The sequence below is a fragment of the Gordonia neofelifaecis NRRL B-59395 genome (genome assembly GCF_000192435.1).
Classification (GTDB): domain Bacteria; phylum Actinomycetota; class Actinomycetes; order Mycobacteriales; family Mycobacteriaceae; genus Gordonia; species Gordonia neofelifaecis.
Genome location: NZ_AEUD01000011.1, coordinates 11,862 through 33,587, shown reverse-complemented (window position 1 = coordinate 33,587; position 21,726 = coordinate 11,862). Strand labels below are relative to the sequence as shown.

Below are 21,726 nucleotides of genomic sequence, written 5' to 3'. Positions count from 1 at the left end.
TCACCCGGGCAGCAGCACGACCTTGCCGCCCGCGTGACCCGAGGCAACGAGACGCAGCGCCTCGACGGCCTCGGACAGCGGGAAGGTGCGGGCGATCGGCACCGTGAGCTCGCCGGCGGCGAGGAGGCCGAGCAGTTCGCCCCGGACACCGTCGCGATAGGCGACGCTGTCGGGCGCCATGCCGGACACGGCGATGAAGCCCCGGTCGGCGGCGGCCTGGTGCTCCACCGCGGTGATGATTCGGCTCCGGTCCTGGACCAGCTCCAGGGACACCTCGGTCGCCTCCGTGCCGCCCGCCGCGTCGAGGGCCGCGACGACCGGTCCGCCAACGGCCTGGCGGACCCGATCGGCGAGACCGGGCCCGTAGGCGACGGGAATGCCGCCGAAGCGTGTCACCGCCTCGAACCGCTGCGGGCCGCAGGTACCGATCACCCGGACTCCGGCGATGCGCGCCAACTGCAGCAGGATGGCCCCGACCGCTCCCGACGCACCGTGGACCAGGATCGTGTCGCCGGACGCGGCCCCGGACCGGTGCAGCATGTCGGCGGCGGTGCATCCGGCGAGGAGCAGGGCTGCGGCCTGGTCGTCGGGAACCGACTCGGCCAGTGCGAAGGCCTTCGACGCGGGCACGGTGGTCTCCGACGCATAGCCGCCGGCCACCCGGAAGGCGGCGACCCGGTCGCCCACGGCCACGTCTCCGGAGCCGATCTCGGTGTCCGCCCCGACCGCGGTGACCACCCCGGCGATCTCGTAGCCGATCGGAATCGGCAGCACGGCCGGATCGGACTGCCTGCGGACGTGCTTGAGGTCGGCGGGATTGACCCCGGACGCGGTGACGCGGATGGACACCTCGCCGGCGCTCGGAGCTGCGGCTTCGCACGGAACCGCGGCGAAGTTCTCAAGTCCGTCGAAGCCGTTCGCCACCCACTTGATGCCCGTCATGTGCCGCAGCCTACTGCGAGGATTACTGTGACCTGCATGACAAGCAATGTTGACGCTTCCAATCCCGACCTGGTGACCGTCGATGTCCCCACGCATTGGTACAACCTCGCGGCCGAACTCGACCAGCCGATTCCGCCGCATCTGCACCCCGGAACCAAGGAGCCGGTGGGCCCCGAAGACCTCGCCGCGCTGTTCCCCGCCGGCCTGATCGCCCAGGAGGTCTCGACCGAGGCTTACATCGAGATCCCGGAGCCGGTGCGTGAGATCTACAAGATGTGGCGCCCGTCGCCGCTGTTCCGCGCCCGCAAGTTCGAGGAGGCGCTGAACACCAAGGCCCGCATCTACGTCAAGTACGAGGGCGTCAGCCCCGTCGGCAGTCACAAGACGAATTCCGCTGTCGCACAGGCCTATTACAACAGCATCGACGGCGTCAAGAAGCTCACCACCGAGACCGGCGCCGGCCAGTGGGGCAGCGCGCTGTCGTTCGCGGGCGCGCAGTTCGGGCTCGACGTCGAGGTGTGGCAGGTCCGCGCGTCGTACGATTCCAAGCCCTACCGCGGCTTCCTGATCCGCACATACGGCGGCACCCTCCACCCGAGCCCGTCCGACCTCACCGAGGCCGGCCGCGCGATGCTCGAGAAGGATCCGAACACCACCGGCAGCCTCGGCATGGCCGTGTCGGAGGCCGTCGAAGTCGCCGCCAAGAACGACGACACCCGCTACGCCCTCGGCAGTGTCCTCAACCACGTCGTGCTCCACCAGAGCGTCATCGGCGTCGAGGCCGTCGATCAGCTGAACGCCGTCGAGCCGGGCGGCGCGGACGTCGTCTTCGGCTGCGCGGGCGGCGGGTCCAACCTCGCGGGGCTGTCGTTCCCGTTCCTCCGCGAGAAGCTCCACGGCCGGTCGAATCCGCGCATCGTCGCCGCCGAGCCGGCCGCGTGCCCGTCGATCACCCAGGGCGAGTACCGCTACGACCACGGCGACGTCGCCGGTCTGACCCCGCTGCTCAAGATGCACACCCTCGGCATGGACTTCGTGCCGGACCCCATCCACGCGGGTGGACTCCGCTACCACGGGATGGCCCCGGCGCTGAGCCACACCGTGGAGCTCGGCCTGGTGGAGGGCACTGCCATCTCGCAGCACGATGCCTTCAGCGCAGGCGTCACCTTTGCGCGCACCCAGGGCATCGTGCCCGCGCCGGAGTCGACGCATGCGATCGCCGCCTGTGCTGCGCACGTCGCGAACAGCGACAAGGAGGAGGTCGTCGTGATCGGGCTCTCCGGGCACGGTCAGCTGGACCTGCCCGCCTATGCGGAGTTCCTCTCGGGCGGGTTCTGAGCGGTTCCTGTCTCGTCCGTGGGCATTCTGGGCCTCTCCAGGCTTGTCGAGTAAGCGGAGGAACGCAGTGACGACGCGCATCGAGACACGCATGTCGTCTCGATACGCTCGCTCACTACGTTCACGGGCTACTCGACAAGCCTCGCGCCTCGGTCGCTGCGGAGAGCTCGGAATCGATGTCGCCCGCCCGGGCCTTCGCCGTCTCGTCCGACGCTGCCGGAGTGCGCGTTGCGGCCTCCGTGGCGGCGGTCACTCTGTTCGACGGTTGCCCCGGAGCTTTCCCTTCGTGTGCGATGGTTCTGTGCATGCCCCGGGTTGGCCCGGCGTCCGACTGAACCCGCAGTTCACCGGAGGCTGAGACAATCGGGGCGGTAGTACTGAAAGTCGTGGAATTGCCGGGTCGCGGCGAGGCGCGACCGGGAGATGGAGAAGGAAGTTCATGGTCGAAACACAGCGTCTGGCACAGATCGGCGTCACCGGGCTCGCGGTGATGGGGTCGAACATCGCTCGCAACTTCGCGCGTCACGGGCACACCGTCGCCCTGCACAATCGCAGCATCGCGAAGACCGATGCGCTCATCGAGGCGCACGGCGGCGACGGCGACTTCATCCGCACCGAGACCATGGAGGAGTTCGTCGGCGCGCTCGAGCGGCCGCGGCGGGTCCTCATCATGGTCAAGGCGGGCGACCCGACCGACGCCGTCATCGAAGAGCTGGCGAACCTCATGGAGCCCGGCGACATCATCATCGACGGCGGCAACTCGCTGTACACCGACACCATCCGCCGTGAGGCCGCGATGGCTGCGCGGAATCTGAACTTCGTCGGCGCGGGCATCTCCGGCGGCGAGGAGGGCGCGCTCAACGGTCCGTCGATCATGCCCGGCGGTCCCGCCGAGTCGTACGAGTCCCTCGGCCCGCTGCTGGAGTCGATCTCCGCGCAGGTCGACGGCACCCCCTGCTGCACGCACATCGGCCCGGACGGCTCGGGTCACTTCGTGAAGATGGTGCACAACGGCATCGAGTACGCCGACATGCAGCTGATCGGCGAGGCCTACCACCTCATGCGCGGGGTGCTGGGCATGGAGGTCGCCGAGATCGCCGACGTCTTCCGCGAATGGAACACCGGCGTCCTCGACAGCTACCTGATCGAGATCACCGCCGAAGTCCTGTCGCAGGTCGACGCCGAGACCGGCAAGCCGCTGGTCGACGTGATCGTCGACGCCGCGGGCCAGAAGGGCACCGGCCGCTGGACTGTGAAGTCGGCTCTCGATCTCGGCATCCCGACCACGGGTATCGCCGAAGCGGTCTTCGCGCGTGCGCTCTCGAGCGCGACCGACCAGCGCAAGAGCGCCCAGGGTCTGGCAGCGGGCACCACCGGCGCGCAGGCGCCCGCTGACAAGGCAGCGTTCGTGGAAGACATCCGCAAGGCGCTGTACGCGTCGAAGGTCGTCGCCTACTCGCAGGGCTTCGATCAGATCGCCGCGGGCAGCGCCGAATACGGCTGGAACGTCGACCCCGGCAAGCTCGCCACCATTTGGCGCGGCGGCTGCATCATCCGGGCCAAGTTCCTCGACCGCATCCGTGAGGCCTACGCCGAGAACCCGGATCTGCCCGCGCTGCTGCTGGCGCCGTACTTCCGCGACGCGGTCGAGGACTCCGTCGAGAGCTGGCGCCGCGTGATCATCACGGCCACCGGCATGGGCGTGCCGGTGCCCGCATTCGCGTCGTCGCTGTCGTACTACGACGCGCTGCGCGCCGAGCGCCTGCCGGCCGCGCTGACCCAGGGTCTGCGCGACTATTTCGGCGCCCACACCTATCTGCGGGTCGACAAGCCGGGCTCGTTCCACACCCTGTGGAGCGACGACCGGTCGGAGATCGAGGCGTAGTCCCGATAGAACCTCAAGACTGTCGTTCGGTGTCACGTGCTGACACCGAACGACAGTCTTGTTCTCGGCCCCCGGACCGCCCGGCTTTCGTCTGTATCGAAGTACCGTTTAAGCTGGACATATGTCGAAGGTGCTGAGCTCATTGCCGAAGGGAGAGCGCGTCGGAATCGCGTTCTCAGGTGGTCTGGATACGTCCGTCGCGGTTGCCTGGATGCGCGAAAAGGGCGCTATCCCATGCACTTACACGGCCGACCTCGGCCAGGCTGACGAGCCGGACATCGCCTCGGTACCCGGTCGTGCGGGCCAGTACGGCGCCGAGATCTCGCGTCTCGTGGACTGCCGCTCGGCGCTCGTCGAAGAGGGTCTGGTCGCGCTGCAGTGCGGTGCCTTCCACATCCGAAGCTCCGGCAAGACCTACTTCAACACCACGCCGCTCGGCCGCGTCGTCACCGGCATGCTGCTGGTCCGCGCCATGAAGGAAGACGGCGTCGACATCTGGGGTGACGGGTCCACCTACAAGGGCAACGACATCGAGCGGTTCTACCGCTACGGCCTGATGGCGAACCCGAACCTGCGGATCTACAAGCCGTGGCTCGACACCCAGTTCGTCGAAGAGCTCGGTGGCCGTCACGAGATGAGCCAGTGGCTCGTCGAGCGCAACCTGCCCTACCGCGACTCCCAGGAGAAGGCGTACTCCACCGACGCCAACATCTGGGGCGCGACGCACGAGGCCAAGACGCTCGAGCACCTGGATCACGGGCTCGACGTCGTCGAGCCGATCATGGGTGTCGCCGCCTGGCGCGACGACGTCGAGGTCGCCACCGAGGACGTCAGCATCCGCTACGAGCAGGGCCGTCCGGTCGCGATCAACGGCGAGGTCTTCGACGACGCCGTCGCCCTGGTGCTGAAGGCCAACGAGATCGGCGGCCGACACGGCCTGGGCGTCTCGGACCAGATCGAGAACCGCATCATCGAGGCCAAGTCGCGCGGCATCTACGAGGCGCCCGGCATGGCGCTGCTGCACATCGGCTACGAGCGGCTCGTCAACGCGATCCACAACGAGGACACCGTCGCGAACTACCACAACGAGGGACGTCGCCTGGGTCGCCTGATGTACGAGGGCCGCTGGATGGACTCGCAGGCCCTGATGCTGCGCGAGTCGCTGGTCCGCTGGGTCGGGTCCGCGATCACCGGTGAGGTCACCGTTCGGCTGCGCCGCGGCGATGACTACCACTTCCTGAACACCCAGGGCCCGGCGCTGTCGTACCACCCGGACAAGCTGTCGATGGAGCGCGTCGGGGACGCCGCGTTCGGTCCGTCGGACCGCATCGGACAGCTCACCATGCGCAACCTCGACATCGCCGACTCGCGTGCGCGTCTCGAGCAGTACGCGAACCTGGGCATCGTGGGCGGCGCGACCGCTGAACTGGTCGGCGAGTTGTCGGCCGGCGGAGCGCAGGCCATCGCCGGTGGTGCGCCGGAGGACGCGGCGTCCGAGTCGCTCGACCGCGCGGCCATCGACTCCGGCGTCGACTAGGCACTGAGACTCCCGCACAGCAGCCCGGATCCTCTTCGGAGGGTCCGGGCTGCCGCCGTTCGGGCGGGGATCATCACGCCGGTCCTCCGAACGCGAGAGGATGGAGCAATGACCAGAGTTCGCGTGGCCGTCGACTGCGGTGGGACCAGCACGCGCGCCGTCCTGCTCGACGGAGACCGCGTGCGCGGACGCCTCGACGGGCCGGCGACGCTGTCCGGCTATCTGGAGCCCGCGCGGATCGCGGAGACGATGCGGCACATGCTCGGGGCGATCGAGGACGACTACGTGCGGGCGGGACTCAACGGCGAACCGGTGACGATCGCGATCACCGCCGCGGGTTTCGTCGACAGCCTCCGCCGCGAGTTCGAGCGAGGGGCGCGGGCACTGGCTGACGAGGCGTTCGGTGGATGCGTCGACGCGGTGGTCGTCGTCAACGACGCCGTCGGACTGCTGCTGGGGCACCAGGCAGACGGCGTGGTGATCGCCGGCACCGGGTCGAGCGTGCTGCTCCGCGACCGGGACGGCTCGGTGACACAGTCGGGCGGTCACGACTGGGTGGCGGCCGACGACGGTTCGGCGTTCTGGGTGGGCCTCGAGGGAGTTCGCCGCGTTGCGCGTGACGTCGATAACGGTGTGGAATCCGCACTGCGCCAGGCCTTTCGGCAGACCTACGGAGTCGACGACGCGCGGATTGTCGCGATGTTCCGCGAGTTGGCCGTGGCCGGGCCCGGAATGAAGGCGGACATCGCGCGTTTCGCTGCGGGCGTCTGTGCGACGGCCGCCGCGGGTGATGAGGCGGCGACGGGGATCGTGCACCGCCAAGGCGACGCCCTGGCCGATCTGGTGACGGCGGGATTGGACCGGACATCGGTGCGGTCCGTCGTCGACCGGCCGATCAGAGTCGTCGAATGCGGCGGGATGTTCGGAGATCCGTTCTACCGCAACCGATTCGAGGAGCGAGTTCAGGCCCTGGCCGCGAGGTCCGGATGTCGTATCGATTGGCCCGCCGTGGCGGACGGGCTCGACGCGGCGACGGCGCTGGCGTCTGCCGTTGTACGAGAAGACGCCGCCACGCGATGGGCCGGACTGGGTGAGTGTCGCCCGCTGGTGGTCTGGGCGTGATCTGCGACTGGCCGCCCGCGATGCTCAGAGCCGGCGACGCATGATCACCCGGGGGAATCCGTCGGTGACCGAGGACGTGGCGCCGGCGTACTGGAATCCGGCCTGCTCGAACATCTTCCGAGTTCCGACGAAGGCCATCGTCAGATCGACCCGCCGTCCGTCGTTGTCGACGGGATAGCCTTCGAGGATCGGAGCGCCGTTGTCCCGGGCGAAGTCGATGGCGCCGGCGAGCAACGCCGAGGTGACTCCTTCTCCTCGATGCCCGGGCCGGACGCGCAGGCACCACACCGACCAGACCGGCAGATCGTCGAGATGGGGCACCTTCGTCGAGCGGGCGAGCGTGGTGTCCGAGCGAGGCGCGACCGCCGCCCAGCCGACCACCTCGTCGCCGTCGTACGCCAGCACCCCGGGAGGTACCGCTGACTCGCACAGCGACCGAACGTAGTCGCCGCGATCGGTTTCCTTCATCGACCGGTTGACCTTGGCCGGCAGCCGGTGGCTCAGGCAGAAGCACACGGTTGCGTCGGGCCGCTTGGGTCCGACCATCGTGGCGACGTCGTCGAAGGTGTGTGCCGGACGGACCGTCAACATGCGGCGACTCATTCCTCGACGATGGGCGCCGACGGGTCGCGTTTGCCCAGCGCCGGCCGAAGCGCCGTCGCCGCCAGTGGGAACAACAGCACCGACAGCACGCCCGCACCCACGAGGATCGCGCCCTGCGTCGTGGTCAGAACGTCCTGCTGCACGCCGATCTCGGTCACGACGGCGATGATCGGCAGCCCGGTCGCGCCGTAGAGTCCGGTGGCGATCCGTTCCCTGCGGTCGGCGCCTTCCGGTGCGGCGAGCATCGAGGGGACGCCGCGGACGACCAGAAGTGCGACCAGCACGACCGGAATCCACAGGAAGGCCTTCGGGTCGTCGAGCAGCGACTGAAGGTCGAACTTCACGCCGGTGTACACGAAGAAGACCGGTACCAGGAAGCCGAAGGCGACCGCGTCGATCTTGGCTTCCACCGATCGCTGGGTCTCCTCCTCGGCGTCGACGATCATCAGCTTCCACACGATGCCCGCGGTGAACGCTCCCAGGAGCATGTCGATCCCGAGCTGAACGGTCAGGAAGACCATCAGCGCCAGGATGGCCAGCACGGCCCGGACGGCGAACTGGGCCGAGGTGTGCAGGGTGGCCTCGACGAATCGGTGGAGTCGGTGATGCTGCGTCCGCCGGGCGTGGAGGATGGCGGCCAGGGCGATCACACCGAAGACCAGCAGCACCACGCCGGCGGTGCCGAGCGATCGTCCGCCGAGGAAGAGGGAGATCGCGATGATCGGCCCGAACTCGCCGGCCGCGCCGATCGCGCCGATCGAGGTGCCGAACGGTGTGTTGAGTTCGCCGGAGTCGCGCAGGATCGGCAGCAGGGTGCCGAGCGCCGTGGACGCCAGGCTGATGCCGATGATGATGGCACCGAGACCCGGCGAGACGGCGAACCCGGCGGCGACGCCCAGACCGATGCTGAGCAGCCAGCCCAACCACGCCCGCTTGGCGGTGCGACCTCGGATCGCCGACCGGGTCATCTCCGTGCCGGCGATGAAGAACAGCAGGTTCACGCCGAAATCGGAGAGCGTGCTGAACAATTCGGTCTCGCCGACCCAGCCGAGGAGCGCCGGACCCGCGACCACGCCGAGCCCGAGTTCGAAGACCACGACCGGGATCTTCACCCAGGGTGCGAGGAGCCGAGCCAGGATCGGCGCGGCCAGCATCAACAGGGGGACAACGAGCAATGCCGTCGCGGTGGTGGTCACCGCCTGATTCTAGGCGGGGGTCGATTACGTCAGATGTGCACGTCGTCGACCACGTGCTGTCTGCGATACCAGAGGCTCGTCGCGAGTGCGGCGAGGATGAAGCACAGACCGGTCAGTCCGGTGACCAGCTCCGGTACATCGGTGCCGAGCGAGTACAGCAGGATCAGGGCGAGTGCGCCGATCGCCCAGTGCGCGCCGTGCTCGAGGAATACATACTCGGACAGAGTGCCCCGGTGGACCAGATAGATGGTGATCGATCGGACGAACATCGCGCCGATCAGTCCGAGGCCGAGCGCGATGATGATCGGGTCGGCCGTGATCGCGAATGCCCCGATGACGCCGTCGAACGAGAACGACGCGTCGAGCACCTCCAGATAGAGGAACAGGAAGAAGCCTGCGCGGCCGGTCGCCTTGACCAGTCCGGACGGTCCGCCACTCGACTCCTCTTCGACGTGGAACAACTCCCCGAAGCCGTTGACCACGATGTAGGTGATCAGCCCGAGTGCTCCCGAGATCATCACCGTCGAGGTCTCGTCGTCCGGGGCGATGTACGTCGCGGTGAGCACGAGCAGCGACAGCGCGACGACCACCGAGATCCCGCGGAGCTTGCCGGCCCGCTGCAGCGGACGCTCGATCCACGACAGCCAGGTGAGCTCCCTGTCCTCGAACAGGAAGCCGAGGAACAGCATCAGCAGGAACATGCCGCCGAACGACGCGATCTGCGGGTGGGCCGCGGTCACGATGCTCTCGTAGGTCGGCGATCCGTCCGTCGGGGGATTGAGGGCGAGGTCGAGGGCGTCGACCGGGTTCAGCCCCGCCGTGACCCAGACGATCATGAGGGGGAACAACAGACGCATGCCGAAGACCGCGATGATCACACCGACAGTGAGGAACATCTTCTGCCAGAACTCGCTCATCCGCGCGAGCACGGTGGCGTTGATGACGGCGTTGTCGAACGAGAGGGACACCTCGAGAACGCCGAGGATCAGGGTCAGGACCATCGCCGTGGTTCCGCCGTAGAGGAACGCCGCGATGAGGGCGGCGATCGAGACGACGAACGACATTCCGAAGACGCGGAGGGTCACCACGCTGATTCTAGGGGCAAGACCGCGAAAGCAACGGAGGCCCGGATCACCATGCGGTGATCCGGGCCTCCGGTCGATCAGTTGGGTTTCTACTCGGCGCCGATGATGAACGCCTCGAGCTGAGCGCGCGCCTTGTCGTCGGCGATCTGCTCCGGCGGGCTCTTCATCAGGTAGGCCGAGGCCGGGAGGATCGGGCCGCCGAGGCCGCGGTCCTTGGCGATCTTCGCGGCGCGGACGGCGTCGATGATGATGCCTGCCGAGTTCGGCGAGTCCCAGACCTCGAGCTTGTACTCGAGGTTCAGCGGGGCGTCGCCGAAGGCACGGCCCTCGAGGCGGACGTAGGCCCACTTGCGGTCGTCGAGCCACTGGACGTAGTCCGACGGGCCGATGTGGACGTTCTTGTCGTAGACCTTGCCGGCCAGCGGGCCGTCGAGGATCGACGTGACGGCCTGGGTCTTCGAGACCTTCTTCGACTCCAGACGCTCGCGCTCGAGCATGTTCTTGAAGTCCATGTTGCCGCCGACGTTCAGCTGGTACGTGCGGTCCAGCTCGACGCCGCGATCCTCGAACAGCTTCGCCATCACACGGTGGGTGATGGTGGCGCCGACCTGGCTCTTGATGTCGTCGCCGACGATCGGGACGCCCGCGGCGCGGAACTTCTCGGCCCACTCGGGGTCGGAGGCGATGAACACGGGGAGTGCGTTGACGAAGGCGACGCCCGCGTCGATGGCGCACTGCGCGTAGAACTTGTCAGCCTGCTCCGAGCCGACCGGCAGGTAGCTGACGAGGACGTCGACCTGGTTGTCCTTGAGGGTCTTCACGATGTCGACGCCTTCGCCGTCGGCCTCGGTGATCGTCTCGCGGTAGTACTTGCCCAGACCGTCGAGGGTGTGGCCGCGCTGAACGGTGACGTTCATCGGGGGCACGTCGGCGATCTTGATGGTGTTGTTCTCGCTGTTGACGATCGCCTCGGAGAGGTCGAAGCCGACCTTCTTGGCGTCGACGTCGAACGCGGCGACGAACTCGACGTCGCGGACGTGGTAGTCGCCGAACTTGACGTGCATCAGGCCGGGGACGGTCGAGTTCTCATCGGCGTCGCGGTAGTAGTGAACGCCCTGAACCAAGGATGAGGCGCAGTTACCCACGCCAACGATGGCCACGCGCACTTTGTTGGTTTCACCCATGGTCGGGATCTCCTTCTTGTTGCAGCGGTACGGCGGATTGCTGTGCCGCCGAGTTCTTACCTACTTCGTCTTGCGGGGCCGAGTCCGGCGCCGCGCGTCGAAAATCTGTGGAGCCGACGGCGCCGGAGGCCTCGTCGGCGATCAACTTGTTGAGCCACTGGACCTCGCGTTCGGAGGTCTCCAGACTGAGCTCGTGCATCTGGCGGGTGTAGTGGTCGTTGGTCCGCGTGGTGCGGCCCAGCAGATCGCGGAGTCCCTCGCGACGCTCCTCGACTTGGCGTCGGCGACCTTCGAGGATGCGCATCCGGGCGACCGCGGGCGTCCGGCTGAAGAACGCCAGGTGCACCCCGAAGCCGTCGTCCGTGTAGTTCTGCGGTCCGGTGTCCGCGACCAGTTCGGAGAAGCGTTCCTCACCGGCGGTGGTGAGCCGGTAGACGCGGCGCGCCCGCCGGACCTTGGCGCCGGTGAAGGTGTCGGGCTCGTCCTCGGCGATCAGACCGTCGGTCTGCATGCGTCGAAGCGTCGGATACAGCGAGCCGTACGAGAAGGCGCGGAACGCTCCGAGCAGCCCGGTGAGCCGCTTCCGCAGCTCGTACCCGTGCATGGGCGATTCGAGGAGAAGGCCGAGAATCGCCATTTCGAGCATGCCGCGACCCCCTTTCGACCTGTTATCGCGCGCTGATGCAGCAATCAATGTATCGCATCGATATAACTTACTCCGAACTTGCGAGTACGTCGTCTGGTTGATTTGCATCACACGGCGTGTCCTCAGGGAGCCCGTCTACGCTGGTGACCGTGCACCGGCAGATCGTGGACTACGCACTCGCGCGACGCGAGTGCCTGGCTCGCGTGCGGACGGGCGGAACCGCTCTGTCCCAGGTGTGCGACGCCGACCCCTACCTCCTGCGGGCGGCGAAGTTCCACGGGAAGCCGACCGACCAGGTGTGCCCTGTCTGCCGAAAAGAGCAGGTCACACTGGTTTCCTGGGTGTTCGGAGAGCACCTGGGGAGGGTCCATGGCTCGGCGCGTTCAGCCGCCGAGATCGAGGCCCTCGACGGCGGGGCGGGCGAGTTCACGGTTCACGTCGTGGAAGTCTGCCGGACCTGCCGCTGGAACTATCTGGTGCAGTCGTACGTTGCCGGATTGCCCGAGGGCGCCGGACGACGGCGCCGCCGGGTCGCCAAGTGATGTGACGAGTTGGCGCTACCGCAGCCATACGTCACAGTTGAGAGTGTAAATTTCGTCCGCGCAAACAGCGCAGAGAAGTGGGTGAGCGATGACCAGCAGTAAAGGTGCTGCGACGTCGGGGAAATCGACAACGGTGAAGGCCTCAGCGTGGACGCTGGGAGTCCTCGCCGGGGCAGTGCCGCTGGTCGCCGTCTTCCTGGTGGTGGCATTCCTGTTCACCTACCTGACGGTCGACGTGCCGTCCCCTGGCGACATCAAGCAGAACCAGGTGGCGACCATCACCGACAGCAAGGGCGGAACGATCGCCAAGATCGTCCCCCCCGAGGGCAACCGCACCGACGTCAAGTACGAGGACATCCCGCAGTCGATGATCAGCGCGGTCAAGGCCGCCGAGGATCGTGACTTCGACTCCAACGCCGGCTTCTCCACCTCGGGCTTCAGCCGCGCGGCCCTCGGCAAGGCGTTCGGCAAGTCGGGCACCGGCGGTGGCTCGACCATCACGCAGCAGTACGTCAAGAACGCCATCGTCGGCGACGAGGTCAGCTACAAGCGCAAGTTCAAGGAACTCGCGATCGCGACCAAGATGTCCCGCCAGTGGACCAAGGAAGAGATCATGGCGGCGTACCTGAACACGATCTACTTCGGTCGTGGCGCGTACGGCGTCGACGCGGCGGCCAAGGCGTACTACAACAAGCCACTCAAGAAGCTGACGCCGTCCGAATCGGCGCTCCTTGCGGGCATCATCCGCGGTCCGTCGATCTACGATCCGGCCGTGAACCCCGACCTGGCGGTCAGCCGCTGGAACTACGTGCTCGACGGCATGGTCGCCATCGGTGCGCTCAGCAAGTCCGACCGCGACGCGCAGAAGTTCCCGAAGGTCGCCAAGGTGTCGACCGACACCACCGAGAGCAAGGAAGGGCCGAACGGCCTGATCAAGCGCCAGGTGATGGCCGAGCTCGAGAAGCTCGGGATCACCGAGCAGCAGGTCCAGACCTCGGGTCTCAAGATCACCACCTCGATCGACCCGAAGGTCCAGAAGTCCCTGGTCTCCGCCGCGCGGAACAAGCTCGACGGTGAGCCGAACAACCTCCGAACCGCATCCGTCTCGGTGGATCCGGCGACCGGTGGCGTCAAGGGCTACTACGGCGGCGAGGACGGCCAGGGATGGGACTACGCCTCGGCGGGCCTGCAGACCGGTTCGATCTTCAAGGTCTTCGCGCTGGTCGCGGCCCTCGAACAGGACATCCCGCTGTCGAAGTACTACAGCTCCGCGCCGTACGAGGCGCCGGGCGGTCTGGTCGTCGAGAACTCCGACGGCGAGAGCTGCGGCAGCTGCAACCTGGCGACCGCGCTGAAGATGTCGCTGAACACCGTCTTCTACCGGCTGATGATGGACCTGAACGGTCAGGCCGACGCGGTGGCCGACACCGCGCACCGGCTCGGCATCGCCGAGAGCTTCGGCGACATCCAGCACACCCTGCAGGAGAAGAACGGGCACAGCGAGGGCGGCGTCGTCCTGGGTCAGTACCCGTCGCGCGTGCTCGACATGGCGTCGGCCTACGCGACGCTGGCGGCGTCCGGCATCCACCGCGACCCGTACTTCGTCGAGAAGGTCGAGACGTCGACCGGTGACGTGCTCTTCGAGCGCCAGAAGGACAAGGGCAAGCGGGTCGTCTCCGAAGCCGTCGCGGACAACGTGACGTCGGCGATGATGCCGATCGCGGCCTACTCGAACGGCAACTCGCTCTACGACCCGACCTACGGACCGCGTCCGTCGGCGTCGAAGACCGGTACCGCACAGCTGGGCGACACCGGCTACAACAAGGACGCCTGGATGGCCGGCTACACGCCGCAGCTGTCGACGGCGACCTGGGTCGGCACGGACAAGGGCGCGCCGCTGCGGACCTACTCGGGCGGCTCGGTCTACGGCAGCGGCCTGCCCGCGCAGATCTGGAAGGCGTCGATGGACGGAGCGCTCGACGGCGTGCCGATCGAGCAGTTCCCGACGCCGGAGGCTGTCGGTGGACAGGCCGGCGTTCCCTACGAGCCGCCGCCCACCACCTACACGCCGACCGAGACGCAGACCACTCGCGAGCGTCAGCGCCCGCGACTGCCCGGACAGAACGAGAACGGCGACGTCGTCATCGCCCCCGGTGTGACGATCCCGATCGGCGGTGATCAGCAGACGCCGACCGAGGAGCCGGGCACGACCGGCGACGGCACCGGAACCGGTCCGGGCAACGGAACCGAGAACGGCAACGGCAACGGCAACTACCGCGGCCGGAACCCCACTGACCAGCTCGCTCCGGCAGCACCGGTGCCGACGACGTAGTGACCGACCAGCCGACGTGGGACTCGCCGGAGCCGCTCGCAGATGATCTGCGCGTGGAGACCGACCGCGTCCTGCCGTCGTGGGCGAGCCCGCAGTTGGCCGCCGCGAGCGATTCGGTCGGCGGGCCGGTCGGCATCCACGCCGCGCTGGGCCGGAGCCGGTCGTGGACGCCGGTGCGCGTCGTGCTGCTCCTGGCCCTGGTCGGGCTGTCGATCGGATGGTTCGGCAAGGCCGGATGCATCCAGCAGGCGCCCGTCGCGGATGCGCCGGGACAGGTGCGGCTGAACTGGGACAACCAGCGTCAGTTCGTCGGCCTGTGCTACTCGGACCTGGTCGCCTCCTACGAGCAGGACAAGCTGACGCCCGCGGACCTCGCGGGGGGAGCGTTCCCGTATCGCACGTTCTGGATGCAGTCGGACGGCACCGGCGGTCAGGCCAAGGCCTATCTCTCCGAACCCGCGCTGAGCGGTCTGCTCATGTACGTCAGCGCGCAGGCCGCCCGCGGATGGGCGTGGGTCGCCGACACGCTGGGACTGCCCAAGACGCTCGACGTCGTCAACTACTTCAACATCAGCGCGCTGCTCCTGTCGTTGTTCTGGCTGATCGCGGTGTGGGCGACCATGATGACGGACCGGCGCCGACTGTGGCTGGGTGCGCTGATGGCGCTCTCGCCGCTGGTCTTCGTCCACGCGTTCACCGCGACGGACGTCCTGGCTATCGCGATGCTCGCCGTCGCGATGCTGTGCTGGACGCGCGATCGGCCCGGGTGGACCGGAGTGTTCGCCGGACTCGGAGCCGCCGCCGCGGTGTATCCGGTCCTGTTGCTGCCCGCGGTCGCCGTCATCTGTGTACGACAGCGGCGACTGCGCGACTGCGCGATCGTCGCGCTCACGGCGGTAGCGAGCTGGCTTGTGGTCAACCTTCCGCTGCTGGTCCTGTACCCGTCGGGCTGGACCCAGCCGTATCGCGCCTGGCACGACCGCGGCGTCGAACCGGACACCCTGTATCGACTGATCTCCCTGGCCACCGGATGGAATCCGTCGACTCCGCTGCTCAACGGGATCGTCTTGTTGCTGCTGGTGGCGGTGATCGCCGCGGTGGTCTACATCGGCCTGCGCGCGACCACCGAGCCGACCATCGCGCAATTGATGTTCCTGCTGGTGGCCGGCTTCCTGCTCTTCGGCAAGGAATGGACCCCGCAGGCGTCGTTGTGGCTGGTCCCGCTGGCGGTGCTCGCCGTGCCCTACCCGGGCGCCGTCCTGGCCTGGATGACCTTCGACGCCCTCGTCTGGATTCCCCGGATGGGACTGTTCGTCGACCCGAGCCGCAAGTGGCTGCCCGCGGAGTTCTTCTACGCGGTCAACACGTTGCGGGGCGCCGTTCTGGTCGGTCTGTGTGCGGTGGTCGTGTGGCAGCTGGTCCGCTCCGACGACGAGGAGCCGACCGGCGGTCGGTTGATGCGGTCGCCGGTCGCGCGGGAGCCCGCCGCCGACCTACCCGGCGTGTGAGCCGACGGCGCCCAGCCGCGACTCCAGCAGTTCCCGCGAGGCGGGCCAGTCGTCGTCGACGATCGCGAACTGCGCGGTGGTCCGCCAACCTCCCTGGAACCGGCGGTGCTTGCGCAACTCGCCCTCCGGCCGTGCACCCAGCTTGCTGATCGCCGCCCGCGAGCGCTCGTTCTCCACGTGGGTGTGCCACACGACGCGGACCGCGTCGCACACCGTGAACGCGTACTCGCACAGGAGCAGTTTGGCGGCGGGGTTGATCGCCGTGCCCATCGCCGCCGGTCCGTAGAAGGTGTATCCGACCGCCAGCGAACGATTCGACGCGTCGACGTCGTAGAAGCTCGTGGTGCCGACCAGTCGGCCGTCGGGGGCGATCACCGCGAACGGGATGCGGCGCGGATCGCGCAGGGCGTCGCTGATCCAGGCGGTGGCCGCGGGGGTGTCTCGCGGAAGTTCGCCGGTCCACCGGTACAACTCCGGATCGCCGGGCACCCGGCTCAGCGCTGCCGCATCGCCGACGACCAGGGGCCGGAGCGTGACGTGGTCGTTCGTCAGCGTCGGGGTGCCGAGCCATCGGCGAGCGTCGGCGGCATCGGCGTCGGCCAACCGAGTCAGCGGCCCGCGCGGCGGGATGCCCGCCGACAGATACGACGCGAGCGGCTCTCTCGGCCGCACGTTCGCGAAGAGGTAGATCAGCGCCACCAGGAGCACCGCGTGCGTCCAGACGCCGAAGTTCACCCCGGCGGTCACCCATGCGCGGGTGGTCGCCGAGTAGTTCATCAGCAGGTGGAAGATCGTCAGGTCGAGGACCGCGTCGCCCACGAGATAGAGCGCGATGATCCACCAGCGGATCCGCAGCAGCAGGAAGAAGGGCAGGATCCACAGCGTGTACTGCGGCGAGTGGACCTTGTGGAAGACCATGAAGCCGGCGAGCATGGCGGCGCTGACCCCGAGCCACGGGAAGACGCCGTCGATGCGGTACCGCCGCCATCCGAGCCAGCAGGCGACGGCGAACGATCCGATGATCAGCAGGGGCGAGGCGATGTCGACGATGCCGGTGTAGGTCGGCGTCTCGCCGCCGGTGAGAAAACGCAGGCCCCAGTACCAGATGGAGTTGGTGGAGAGGTTCGCCTCGCGCTTGCTCTGGAAGTCGATCGCGGCCTTCCATCCGTCGTAGCCGGCGATCATGAACGGCACCTGGGTGACCGCGACCGTGACGACCGCCGACACGGCGACGTACGCGGCGCCCACCCAGTCCAGGCCCCGCGGCCGGCGGTCGGTGGCCTCACCGCGGGTGAGCACGTAGAGCATCAGCGGCAGGACGAACAGACCCGGATAGATCTTCAGCGAGAAGCCGATGCCGAGAGGGATCGCCGCGACCACGGCGGTCGTGCGGACGGACCAGCGTCGTAGTCCCGTCACGGGGTCGGCCGAACCTCCCCACGCCATCACCGCGACACCCGCCACCGCGGCGCACACCACCGGCAGCTCCCAGTTGTGCAGCGCGTAGAGCATCAGCGGCGGCGTCGCCGCCCAGAGCATCACCCACCACCGGGTCATCAGCGCCAGCAGGATGGTGGTGATGAACGCGAACGGCGCGAGGATCAGCAGGCTGTGCCAGAGGAACTCGCGGTCCGTGTCCGCTCCCAGCCCGCTGAGCCACATGACCAGACCCGACAGCACCGGATACTCGACGACCCCGCCGTACAGCTGACCGCCGGGGGTGATGCCGCCGTGCACGTACGGGAAGACGTGGTCGGCGAGGCCGCGGCCGTGCCACATCGTCATCAGGTCCGAGTAGCAGGGGACGACGTCGTAGCGGCTGCCGTAGAGCCATTCGCGTGCGCCGCCGCCCGACGGCGTGGTGCACCGCACCTTGGTCGCGAACGACGCGGCGGCCGACGCCGCCGTGAACAGCATCGCGGTGACGAGGATCAGGGCCGTCTCTCCGAAGTGAAGGCGCTTGGCGGCGAAGGCATTGCGGGCCGATGGCATGCGATGAGCCTAGTGCAGCCGGTCGCCGGTCCCAGTGATGGCACGACCGTGATTTCGCTGGTCAGTCCGCGCTCATGTATCTTGGAGGGGTTGCCGACGCAGGCGACCCTCCTGCCACGGACCGTCCGTGGCCGAAAGCCCATAGGAGGTGATGTGGTCTTATGCGTCATTACGAACTGATGGTGATCCTCGATCCGAGCCTGGACGAGCGCACTGTCGCCCCATCCCTGGATACCTTCCTCAACGTTGTTCGCAACGAAGGCGGCAAGGTGGACGACGTCGAGATCTGGGGCAAGCGCCGCTTGGCCTACGAGATCGCGAAGCACAACGAAGGCATCTACGCCGTCGTGCAGCTGAACGCGACTCCGGCGACCGTGAGCGAGCTCGACCGTCAGCTGAAGCTGAACGAGTCGGTCCTTCGCACCAAGGTCCTGCGCAAGTAATCCACAGCCTGCGAAGCGCGCTGACATTTGTCGGTGCTCGCCTTTAGGGTGGTGTCAACCACATTCAAGGGTGCGCGCCGGTTCGGCGTTCTTCGACACGATTAGGGGAGTCTCATGACGGACACGGTCATCACGGTCGTCGGAAATCTGACCGCCGATCCGGAGCTGCGGTTCACCGCCTCCGGCGCGCCGGTCGCCAATTTCACGGTGGCCTCCACTCCGCGGACATTCGATCGCCAGACGAACGAGTGGAAGGACGGCGAAGCGCTGTTCCTCCGCTGCAGCATCTGGCGCGACGCCGCAGAGAACGTGACCGAGTCCCTCACCAAGGGCACTCGCGTGGTCGTGCAGGGCAAGCTCAAGCAGCGGTCGTACGAAACCCGTGAAGGGGAGCGTCGCACCGTTGTGGAGCTCGAAGTGGACGAGATCGGTCCCTCACTCCGATACGCGACCGCGAAGGTCAACCGCACCCAGCGCGGTGGCGGCAACTTCAACGGCGGTGGCGGCGGAGGATACGGCGGCAATCAGGGTGGCGGAAACGCCGGCGGTGGCTACGGCGCACCGCAGGGCGGACGTCCCCAGCAGGCCGCGAGCCAGCCGGCCGACGACCCGTGGGGCAGCGCGCCCGCAGCGGGCGGCGGCTTCGGTGGCGGGGACGACGAACCACCTTTCTGATTCCGGGCTGCCACCCGGAGACCATTGACTGGAGCAATACATGGCAAAGCAAAAGAGCCGCAAGCCCCGCGTGGAGAAGGTCACGAAGGCCAAGGCCTGCACCTTCTGCAAGGACAAGAAGACCGTCATCGACTACAAGGACACGGCGCTGCTGCGTCGCTTCCTCTCGGACCGCGGCAAGATCCGTTCGCGTCGTGTCACCGGTAACTGCGTGCAGCACCAGCGCGACGTCGCCGTGGCCGTGAAGAACTCGCGTGAGGTGGCTCTGCTGCCGTTCACGTCGACCGGACGCTGAGCGGGAAAGGGACCACGACAATGAAGCTGATCCTTACCGCATCGGTTGAGAACCTGGGCGAAGCCGGCGACACCGTTGAGGTGCGCGACGGCTACGGCCGCAACTACCTGCTGCCTCGCGGCCTGGCGATCGTCGCCACCCGCGGTGCGCTGAAGCAGGTCGAGGGCATCCGTCGTTCGCAGGAGGCTCGCGCCGTCCGCGACCTCGATCACGCCAACGAGATCAAGCAGGCCCTCGAGGGTCTGACCGACGTCTCGCTGACCGTCAAGACGCACGACTCGGGCAAGCTGTTCGGCTCGGTGTCGAACGCCGACGTCGCCGGTGCCATCCGCGCCGCAGGCGGCCCGGCCGTCGACAAGCGCAACGTGGAGCTGCCGAAGGGCCACATCAAGGCTCTGGGCGAGTACCCCGTCGTCGTCAAGCTGCACCCGAAGGTCGAGGCCAAGCTGAGCCTCACCGTCGTCAGCTGACGTAGAGCACAGAGGCAGGGCCGGTCATCCGCGAGGATGACCGGCCCTGTGTCGTCGGTCGAGTCTGACTCAGTGCCTCTCACTGAGCGTCTCACTCTATAGAGAGATGTCGTCACTCTATAGAGTGAGACCCTCACTCTATGAAGTGATGTGTGTCAGTGATGCTCACTGACGCATCAGTGACTGGTCAATTGGGAGCGCGATGGATCCGGCAGATCTGCCCAACGTGATCAACGAGCTGCGGCGTGCAGGGACAGACAACACGAGGATTGAGGTGAAGTCCGGCGGTCGCGGGGTGGGCAAGAGCCTGTTGCCGACGATCAGCGCATTCAGCAACACTGCCGGCGGCGGTTCGGTGATCATCGGGCTGGATGAGAAGTCCGGCTTCGCGCCAGTCGATGGGTTCAACGCCAGGGCAGTGATGGATCAGCTGGCGGAACTCGCGCGCCCGCGAGGGGCGAACGAGGAACCAGGGCTGCTCTCACCTCGTCCACGGATGACGTTTGAGCGCCAAGAGCTCGATGGAGCGGCTGTCGTTGTTGTGGACGTTGCCGAGCTACCGGCCGCGGAGAAGCCATGTTTCGTCACCTCGCAAGGAAAGGAACGCGGCACTTTCGTCCGCGTCGGTGAAGGCGACCACCGACTCGACACCTACGAGGTATTTCAGCTCTCCACTCTCACTGTTCCGAGCGCCGCCGACCGGGAGCCAGTTCGGGGGGCGGCGATGGACGATCTCGACAATTCGGTAGTCAGCCGGACGATTCAGCGAATGCAGACCAATCGGCCCCGAGCACTCGCCGGCGCTGACTCGCAGAGCGAAGTGCTGGAACGAATCGGCGTCATCGACCGTGATACGGGGTTGCCGACGCTGGCGGGAGTTCTTGCGATGGGACGGTTTCCGCAACAGTTCTTTCCGCAATTGATGATCAGCTTCGCGGCTTATCCAGGCCGCGACAAGGAAGCTGTCGTAGGTGATGACCGGATGGTCGATCGAGCAGTCCTGGAAGGCGCGATTCCGGACATGGTCGACGATGCTGTCAGAGCCGTCGTGCGAAACCTCCGTGTTCGTCGAGTGTCCCGTGGCGTCGGTGCCGAGGACGTGCCCGAGATCCCTATTGCGGCGATTCGTGAGGCCATCGTCAACGCGGTGATGCATCGCGACTACAGTGATCTGGCCCGAGGCGACCAGGTTCGCGTGGAACTGTATCCAGATCGACTGGAAGTCCACAGCCCTGGTGTGCTGTGGGGTGGGCAGACGATTGAATCGATCCACCGTGGGAGTTCGCGGTCACGGAACCAGGTGCTAGCTCGCCTCCTGACCGATGTTCCGTTCACTGACAGGGACGAGACCGTCGGAGAGAACGCCGGGTATGGAATTCCACGCATGCAGGGCGAGATGACGCGGAACGGATTGCCTTCACCTCGATTTCGCACCACATGGGCGTCATTCGTCACCGAACTCGACAGGTTCGGGTTGATGAATCCCGAGACACGTGATTGGCTGGACGGTTTGGGTGGTGGGCGCAGGACGGACATGCAAGACCATGCCCTGGCCGTTCTCCATCACCTCGACTCAGTCACGGTCGACGAACTGCGTCGGCAACTCGCAGTGGATACGACTGTCGCGCAGACCGCACTGGATCAGCTGAGTGCGAGCGGACTGGTGCAGGGCGATCATGGCGTCTATCGCCTTGAAGTGTCTGAGAATCGGTCCGACCTGACTCCCGCGGAGAAACGAGTAATCGATGCTCTGGGCACGGGTGAAACGATGTCGGCTCGGGAGATCTCTGTTGCCACAGGCGCTTCGGTCTCGGCCCTTCGCCCGGTGCTGAGGGCGTTGATCAACGCTGGACGTATTGAGCCGACAGCACCGCCCACCAGCCGTAATCGGGCCTACCGACTCTCAGAGTGAACAGTCGGACCCGAGACTG

The 21,726-nt window shown here is 67.1% G+C and carries 19 protein-coding genes; 12 read left to right on the top strand and 7 right to left on the bottom strand.

Annotated elements, in window-relative coordinates:
- Nucleotides 1–942 carry a quinone oxidoreductase family protein gene (locus tag SCNU_RS12880; RefSeq protein ID WP_009679818.1) on the bottom strand — a complete coding sequence of 314 codons (942 nt, stop codon included), beginning with the start codon at nucleotides 940–942 and terminating at the stop codon, nucleotides 1–3.
- 36 nt (nucleotides 943–978) lie between these two features.
- Here SCNU_RS12880 and SCNU_RS12875 point away from each other — a divergent pair, with 36 nt between their 5' ends.
- The 4 genes from SCNU_RS12875 to SCNU_RS12860 all read left to right on the top strand — a co-directional run bounded on the left by SCNU_RS12875 (nucleotide 979) and on the right by SCNU_RS12860 (nucleotide 6,824).
- Nucleotides 979–2,280, top strand: a complete 1,302-nt coding sequence (locus SCNU_RS12875) for a TrpB-like pyridoxal phosphate-dependent enzyme (protein WP_009679817.1) — start codon at nucleotides 979–981, stop codon at nucleotides 2,278–2,280.
- A 439-nt stretch (nucleotides 2,281–2,719) separates the two neighbouring features.
- Complete coding sequence (gndA, locus tag SCNU_RS12870) at nucleotides 2,720–4,165, top strand: NADP-dependent phosphogluconate dehydrogenase (RefSeq protein WP_009679815.1); 1,446 nt, start codon at nucleotides 2,720–2,722, stop codon at nucleotides 4,163–4,165.
- Between the two features lie 121 nt (nucleotides 4,166–4,286).
- On the top strand, nucleotides 4,287–5,702 hold the full coding sequence (argG, locus tag SCNU_RS12865) for an argininosuccinate synthase (protein WP_009679814.1): 1,416 nt from the start codon (nucleotides 4,287–4,289) through the stop codon (nucleotides 5,700–5,702).
- Nucleotides 5,703–5,810: 108 nt separating this feature from the next.
- On the top strand, nucleotides 5,811–6,824 hold the full coding sequence (locus SCNU_RS12860) for a BadF/BadG/BcrA/BcrD ATPase family protein (RefSeq protein WP_083812604.1): 1,014 nt from the start codon (nucleotides 5,811–5,813) through the stop codon (nucleotides 6,822–6,824).
- A 24-nt stretch (nucleotides 6,825–6,848) separates the two neighbouring features.
- On the opposite strand, the gene SCNU_RS12855 is transcribed toward SCNU_RS12860, so the two are convergent.
- From SCNU_RS12855 to SCNU_RS12835, 5 genes are all read right to left on the bottom strand, one after another.
- Complete coding sequence (locus SCNU_RS12855) at nucleotides 6,849–7,427, bottom strand: GNAT family N-acetyltransferase (protein ID WP_238526443.1); 579 nt, start codon at nucleotides 7,425–7,427, stop codon at nucleotides 6,849–6,851.
- Nucleotides 7,424–8,623 carry a cation:proton antiporter gene (locus SCNU_RS12850; RefSeq protein WP_009679811.1) on the bottom strand — a complete coding sequence of 400 codons (1,200 nt, stop codon included), beginning with the start codon at nucleotides 8,621–8,623 and terminating at the stop codon, nucleotides 7,424–7,426. Before SCNU_RS12850 ends, SCNU_RS12855 begins: the two co-directional genes overlap by 4 nt.
- 29 nt (nucleotides 8,624–8,652) lie before the next feature.
- Nucleotides 8,653–9,708, bottom strand: a complete 1,056-nt coding sequence (locus SCNU_RS12845; RefSeq protein ID WP_009679810.1) for a DUF475 domain-containing protein — start codon at nucleotides 9,706–9,708, stop codon at nucleotides 8,653–8,655.
- An 89-nt stretch (nucleotides 9,709–9,797) separates the two neighbouring features.
- Nucleotides 9,798–10,892, bottom strand: coding sequence for an inositol-3-phosphate synthase (locus tag SCNU_RS12840; RefSeq protein ID WP_009679809.1), 1,095 nt, complete (start codon nucleotides 10,890–10,892; stop codon nucleotides 9,798–9,800).
- Nucleotides 10,885–11,538, bottom strand: coding sequence for a PadR family transcriptional regulator (locus SCNU_RS12835; RefSeq protein ID WP_009679808.1), 654 nt, complete (start codon nucleotides 11,536–11,538; stop codon nucleotides 10,885–10,887). The genes SCNU_RS12840 and SCNU_RS12835 overlap by 8 nt, the downstream gene beginning before the upstream one ends.
- A gap of 149 nt (nucleotides 11,539–11,687) precedes the next feature.
- Between SCNU_RS12835 and SCNU_RS12830 the strand changes: the two genes are divergently transcribed.
- The 3 genes from SCNU_RS12830 to SCNU_RS12820 all read left to right on the top strand — a co-directional run bounded on the left by SCNU_RS12830 (nucleotide 11,688) and on the right by SCNU_RS12820 (nucleotide 15,920).
- Nucleotides 11,688–12,080, top strand: a complete 393-nt coding sequence (locus tag SCNU_RS12830; RefSeq protein WP_040518432.1) for a DUF5318 family protein — start codon at nucleotides 11,688–11,690, stop codon at nucleotides 12,078–12,080.
- An 88-nt stretch (nucleotides 12,081–12,168) separates the two neighbouring features.
- Nucleotides 12,169–14,412, top strand: a complete 2,244-nt coding sequence (locus SCNU_RS12825; protein WP_040518416.1) for a transglycosylase domain-containing protein — start codon at nucleotides 12,169–12,171, stop codon at nucleotides 14,410–14,412.
- Nucleotides 14,412–15,920 carry a glycosyltransferase family 87 protein gene (locus SCNU_RS12820; RefSeq protein ID WP_009679805.1) on the top strand — a complete coding sequence of 503 codons (1,509 nt, stop codon included), beginning with the start codon at nucleotides 14,412–14,414 and terminating at the stop codon, nucleotides 15,918–15,920. Before SCNU_RS12825 ends, SCNU_RS12820 begins: the two co-directional genes overlap by 1 nt.
- Here the strand turns inward: SCNU_RS12820 and SCNU_RS12815 are convergent.
- Complete coding sequence (locus tag SCNU_RS12815; protein ID WP_009679804.1) at nucleotides 15,906–17,912, bottom strand: GNAT family N-acetyltransferase; 2,007 nt, start codon at nucleotides 17,910–17,912, stop codon at nucleotides 15,906–15,908. The two genes, SCNU_RS12820 and SCNU_RS12815, sit on opposite strands and share 15 nt — an antisense overlap.
- A 161-nt stretch (nucleotides 17,913–18,073) precedes the next feature.
- Between SCNU_RS12815 and rpsF the strand changes: the two genes are divergently transcribed.
- From rpsF to SCNU_RS20210, 5 genes are all read left to right on the top strand, one after another.
- Complete coding sequence (rpsF, locus tag SCNU_RS12810; protein ID WP_006896700.1) at nucleotides 18,074–18,355, top strand: 30S ribosomal protein S6; 282 nt, start codon at nucleotides 18,074–18,076, stop codon at nucleotides 18,353–18,355.
- Between the two features lie 114 nt (nucleotides 18,356–18,469).
- Nucleotides 18,470–19,030 carry a single-stranded DNA-binding protein gene (locus SCNU_RS12805; RefSeq protein ID WP_009679803.1) on the top strand — a complete coding sequence of 187 codons (561 nt, stop codon included), beginning with the start codon at nucleotides 18,470–18,472 and terminating at the stop codon, nucleotides 19,028–19,030.
- 40 nt (nucleotides 19,031–19,070) lie between these two features.
- On the top strand, nucleotides 19,071–19,325 hold the full coding sequence (rpsR, locus tag SCNU_RS12800; RefSeq protein ID WP_040518414.1) for a 30S ribosomal protein S18: 255 nt from the start codon (nucleotides 19,071–19,073) through the stop codon (nucleotides 19,323–19,325).
- 20 nt (nucleotides 19,326–19,345) lie between these two features.
- Nucleotides 19,346–19,795 carry a 50S ribosomal protein L9 gene (rplI, locus tag SCNU_RS12795; protein ID WP_009679801.1) on the top strand — a complete coding sequence of 150 codons (450 nt, stop codon included), beginning with the start codon at nucleotides 19,346–19,348 and terminating at the stop codon, nucleotides 19,793–19,795.
- 202 nt (nucleotides 19,796–19,997) lie between these two features.
- Nucleotides 19,998–21,707: an ATP-binding protein gene (locus SCNU_RS20210; protein ID WP_139026000.1), complete on the top strand. Its 1,710-nt coding sequence runs from the start codon at nucleotides 19,998–20,000 to the stop codon at nucleotides 21,705–21,707.
- Nucleotides 21,708–21,726 lie beyond the last annotated feature (19 nt).

Bases quoted from the DNA above. Each gene is read 5' to 3' on its own strand.
- SCNU_RS12825 (WP_040518416.1), top strand. From the start codon at position 12,169: ATGACCAGCAGTAAAGGTGCTGCGACGTCGGGGAAATCGACAACGGTG.
- argG (WP_009679814.1), top strand. From the start codon at position 4,287: ATGTCGAAGGTGCTGAGCTCATTGCCGAAGGGAGAGCGCGTCGGAATC.
- SCNU_RS12880 (WP_009679818.1), bottom strand. From the start codon at position 942: ATGACGGGCATCAAGTGGGTGGCGAACGGCTTCGACGGACTTGAGAAC.
- rpsF (WP_006896700.1), top strand. From the start codon at position 18,074: ATGCGTCATTACGAACTGATGGTGATCCTCGATCCGAGCCTGGACGAG.
- SCNU_RS12835 (WP_009679808.1), bottom strand. From the start codon at position 11,538: ATGCTCGAAATGGCGATTCTCGGCCTTCTCCTCGAATCGCCCATGCAC.
- SCNU_RS20210 (WP_139026000.1), top strand. From the start codon at position 19,998: ATGGATCCGGCAGATCTGCCCAACGTGATCAACGAGCTGCGGCGTGCA.
- SCNU_RS12805 (WP_009679803.1), top strand. From the start codon at position 18,470: ATGACGGACACGGTCATCACGGTCGTCGGAAATCTGACCGCCGATCCG.
- SCNU_RS12815 (WP_009679804.1), bottom strand. From the start codon at position 17,912: ATGCCATCGGCCCGCAATGCCTTCGCCGCCAAGCGCCTTCACTTCGGA.
- SCNU_RS12875 (WP_009679817.1), top strand. From the start codon at position 979: ATGACAAGCAATGTTGACGCTTCCAATCCCGACCTGGTGACCGTCGAT.
- SCNU_RS12855 (WP_238526443.1), bottom strand. From the start codon at position 7,427: ATGAGTCGCCGCATGTTGACGGTCCGTCCGGCACACACCTTCGACGAC.
- rplI (WP_009679801.1), top strand. From the start codon at position 19,346: ATGAAGCTGATCCTTACCGCATCGGTTGAGAACCTGGGCGAAGCCGGC.
- SCNU_RS12860 (WP_083812604.1), top strand. From the start codon at position 5,811: ATGACCAGAGTTCGCGTGGCCGTCGACTGCGGTGGGACCAGCACGCGC.
- SCNU_RS12840 (WP_009679809.1), bottom strand. From the start codon at position 10,892: ATGGGTGAAACCAACAAAGTGCGCGTGGCCATCGTTGGCGTGGGTAAC.
- gndA (WP_009679815.1), top strand. From the start codon at position 2,720: ATGGTCGAAACACAGCGTCTGGCACAGATCGGCGTCACCGGGCTCGCG.
- rpsR (WP_040518414.1), top strand. From the start codon at position 19,071: ATGGCAAAGCAAAAGAGCCGCAAGCCCCGCGTGGAGAAGGTCACGAAG.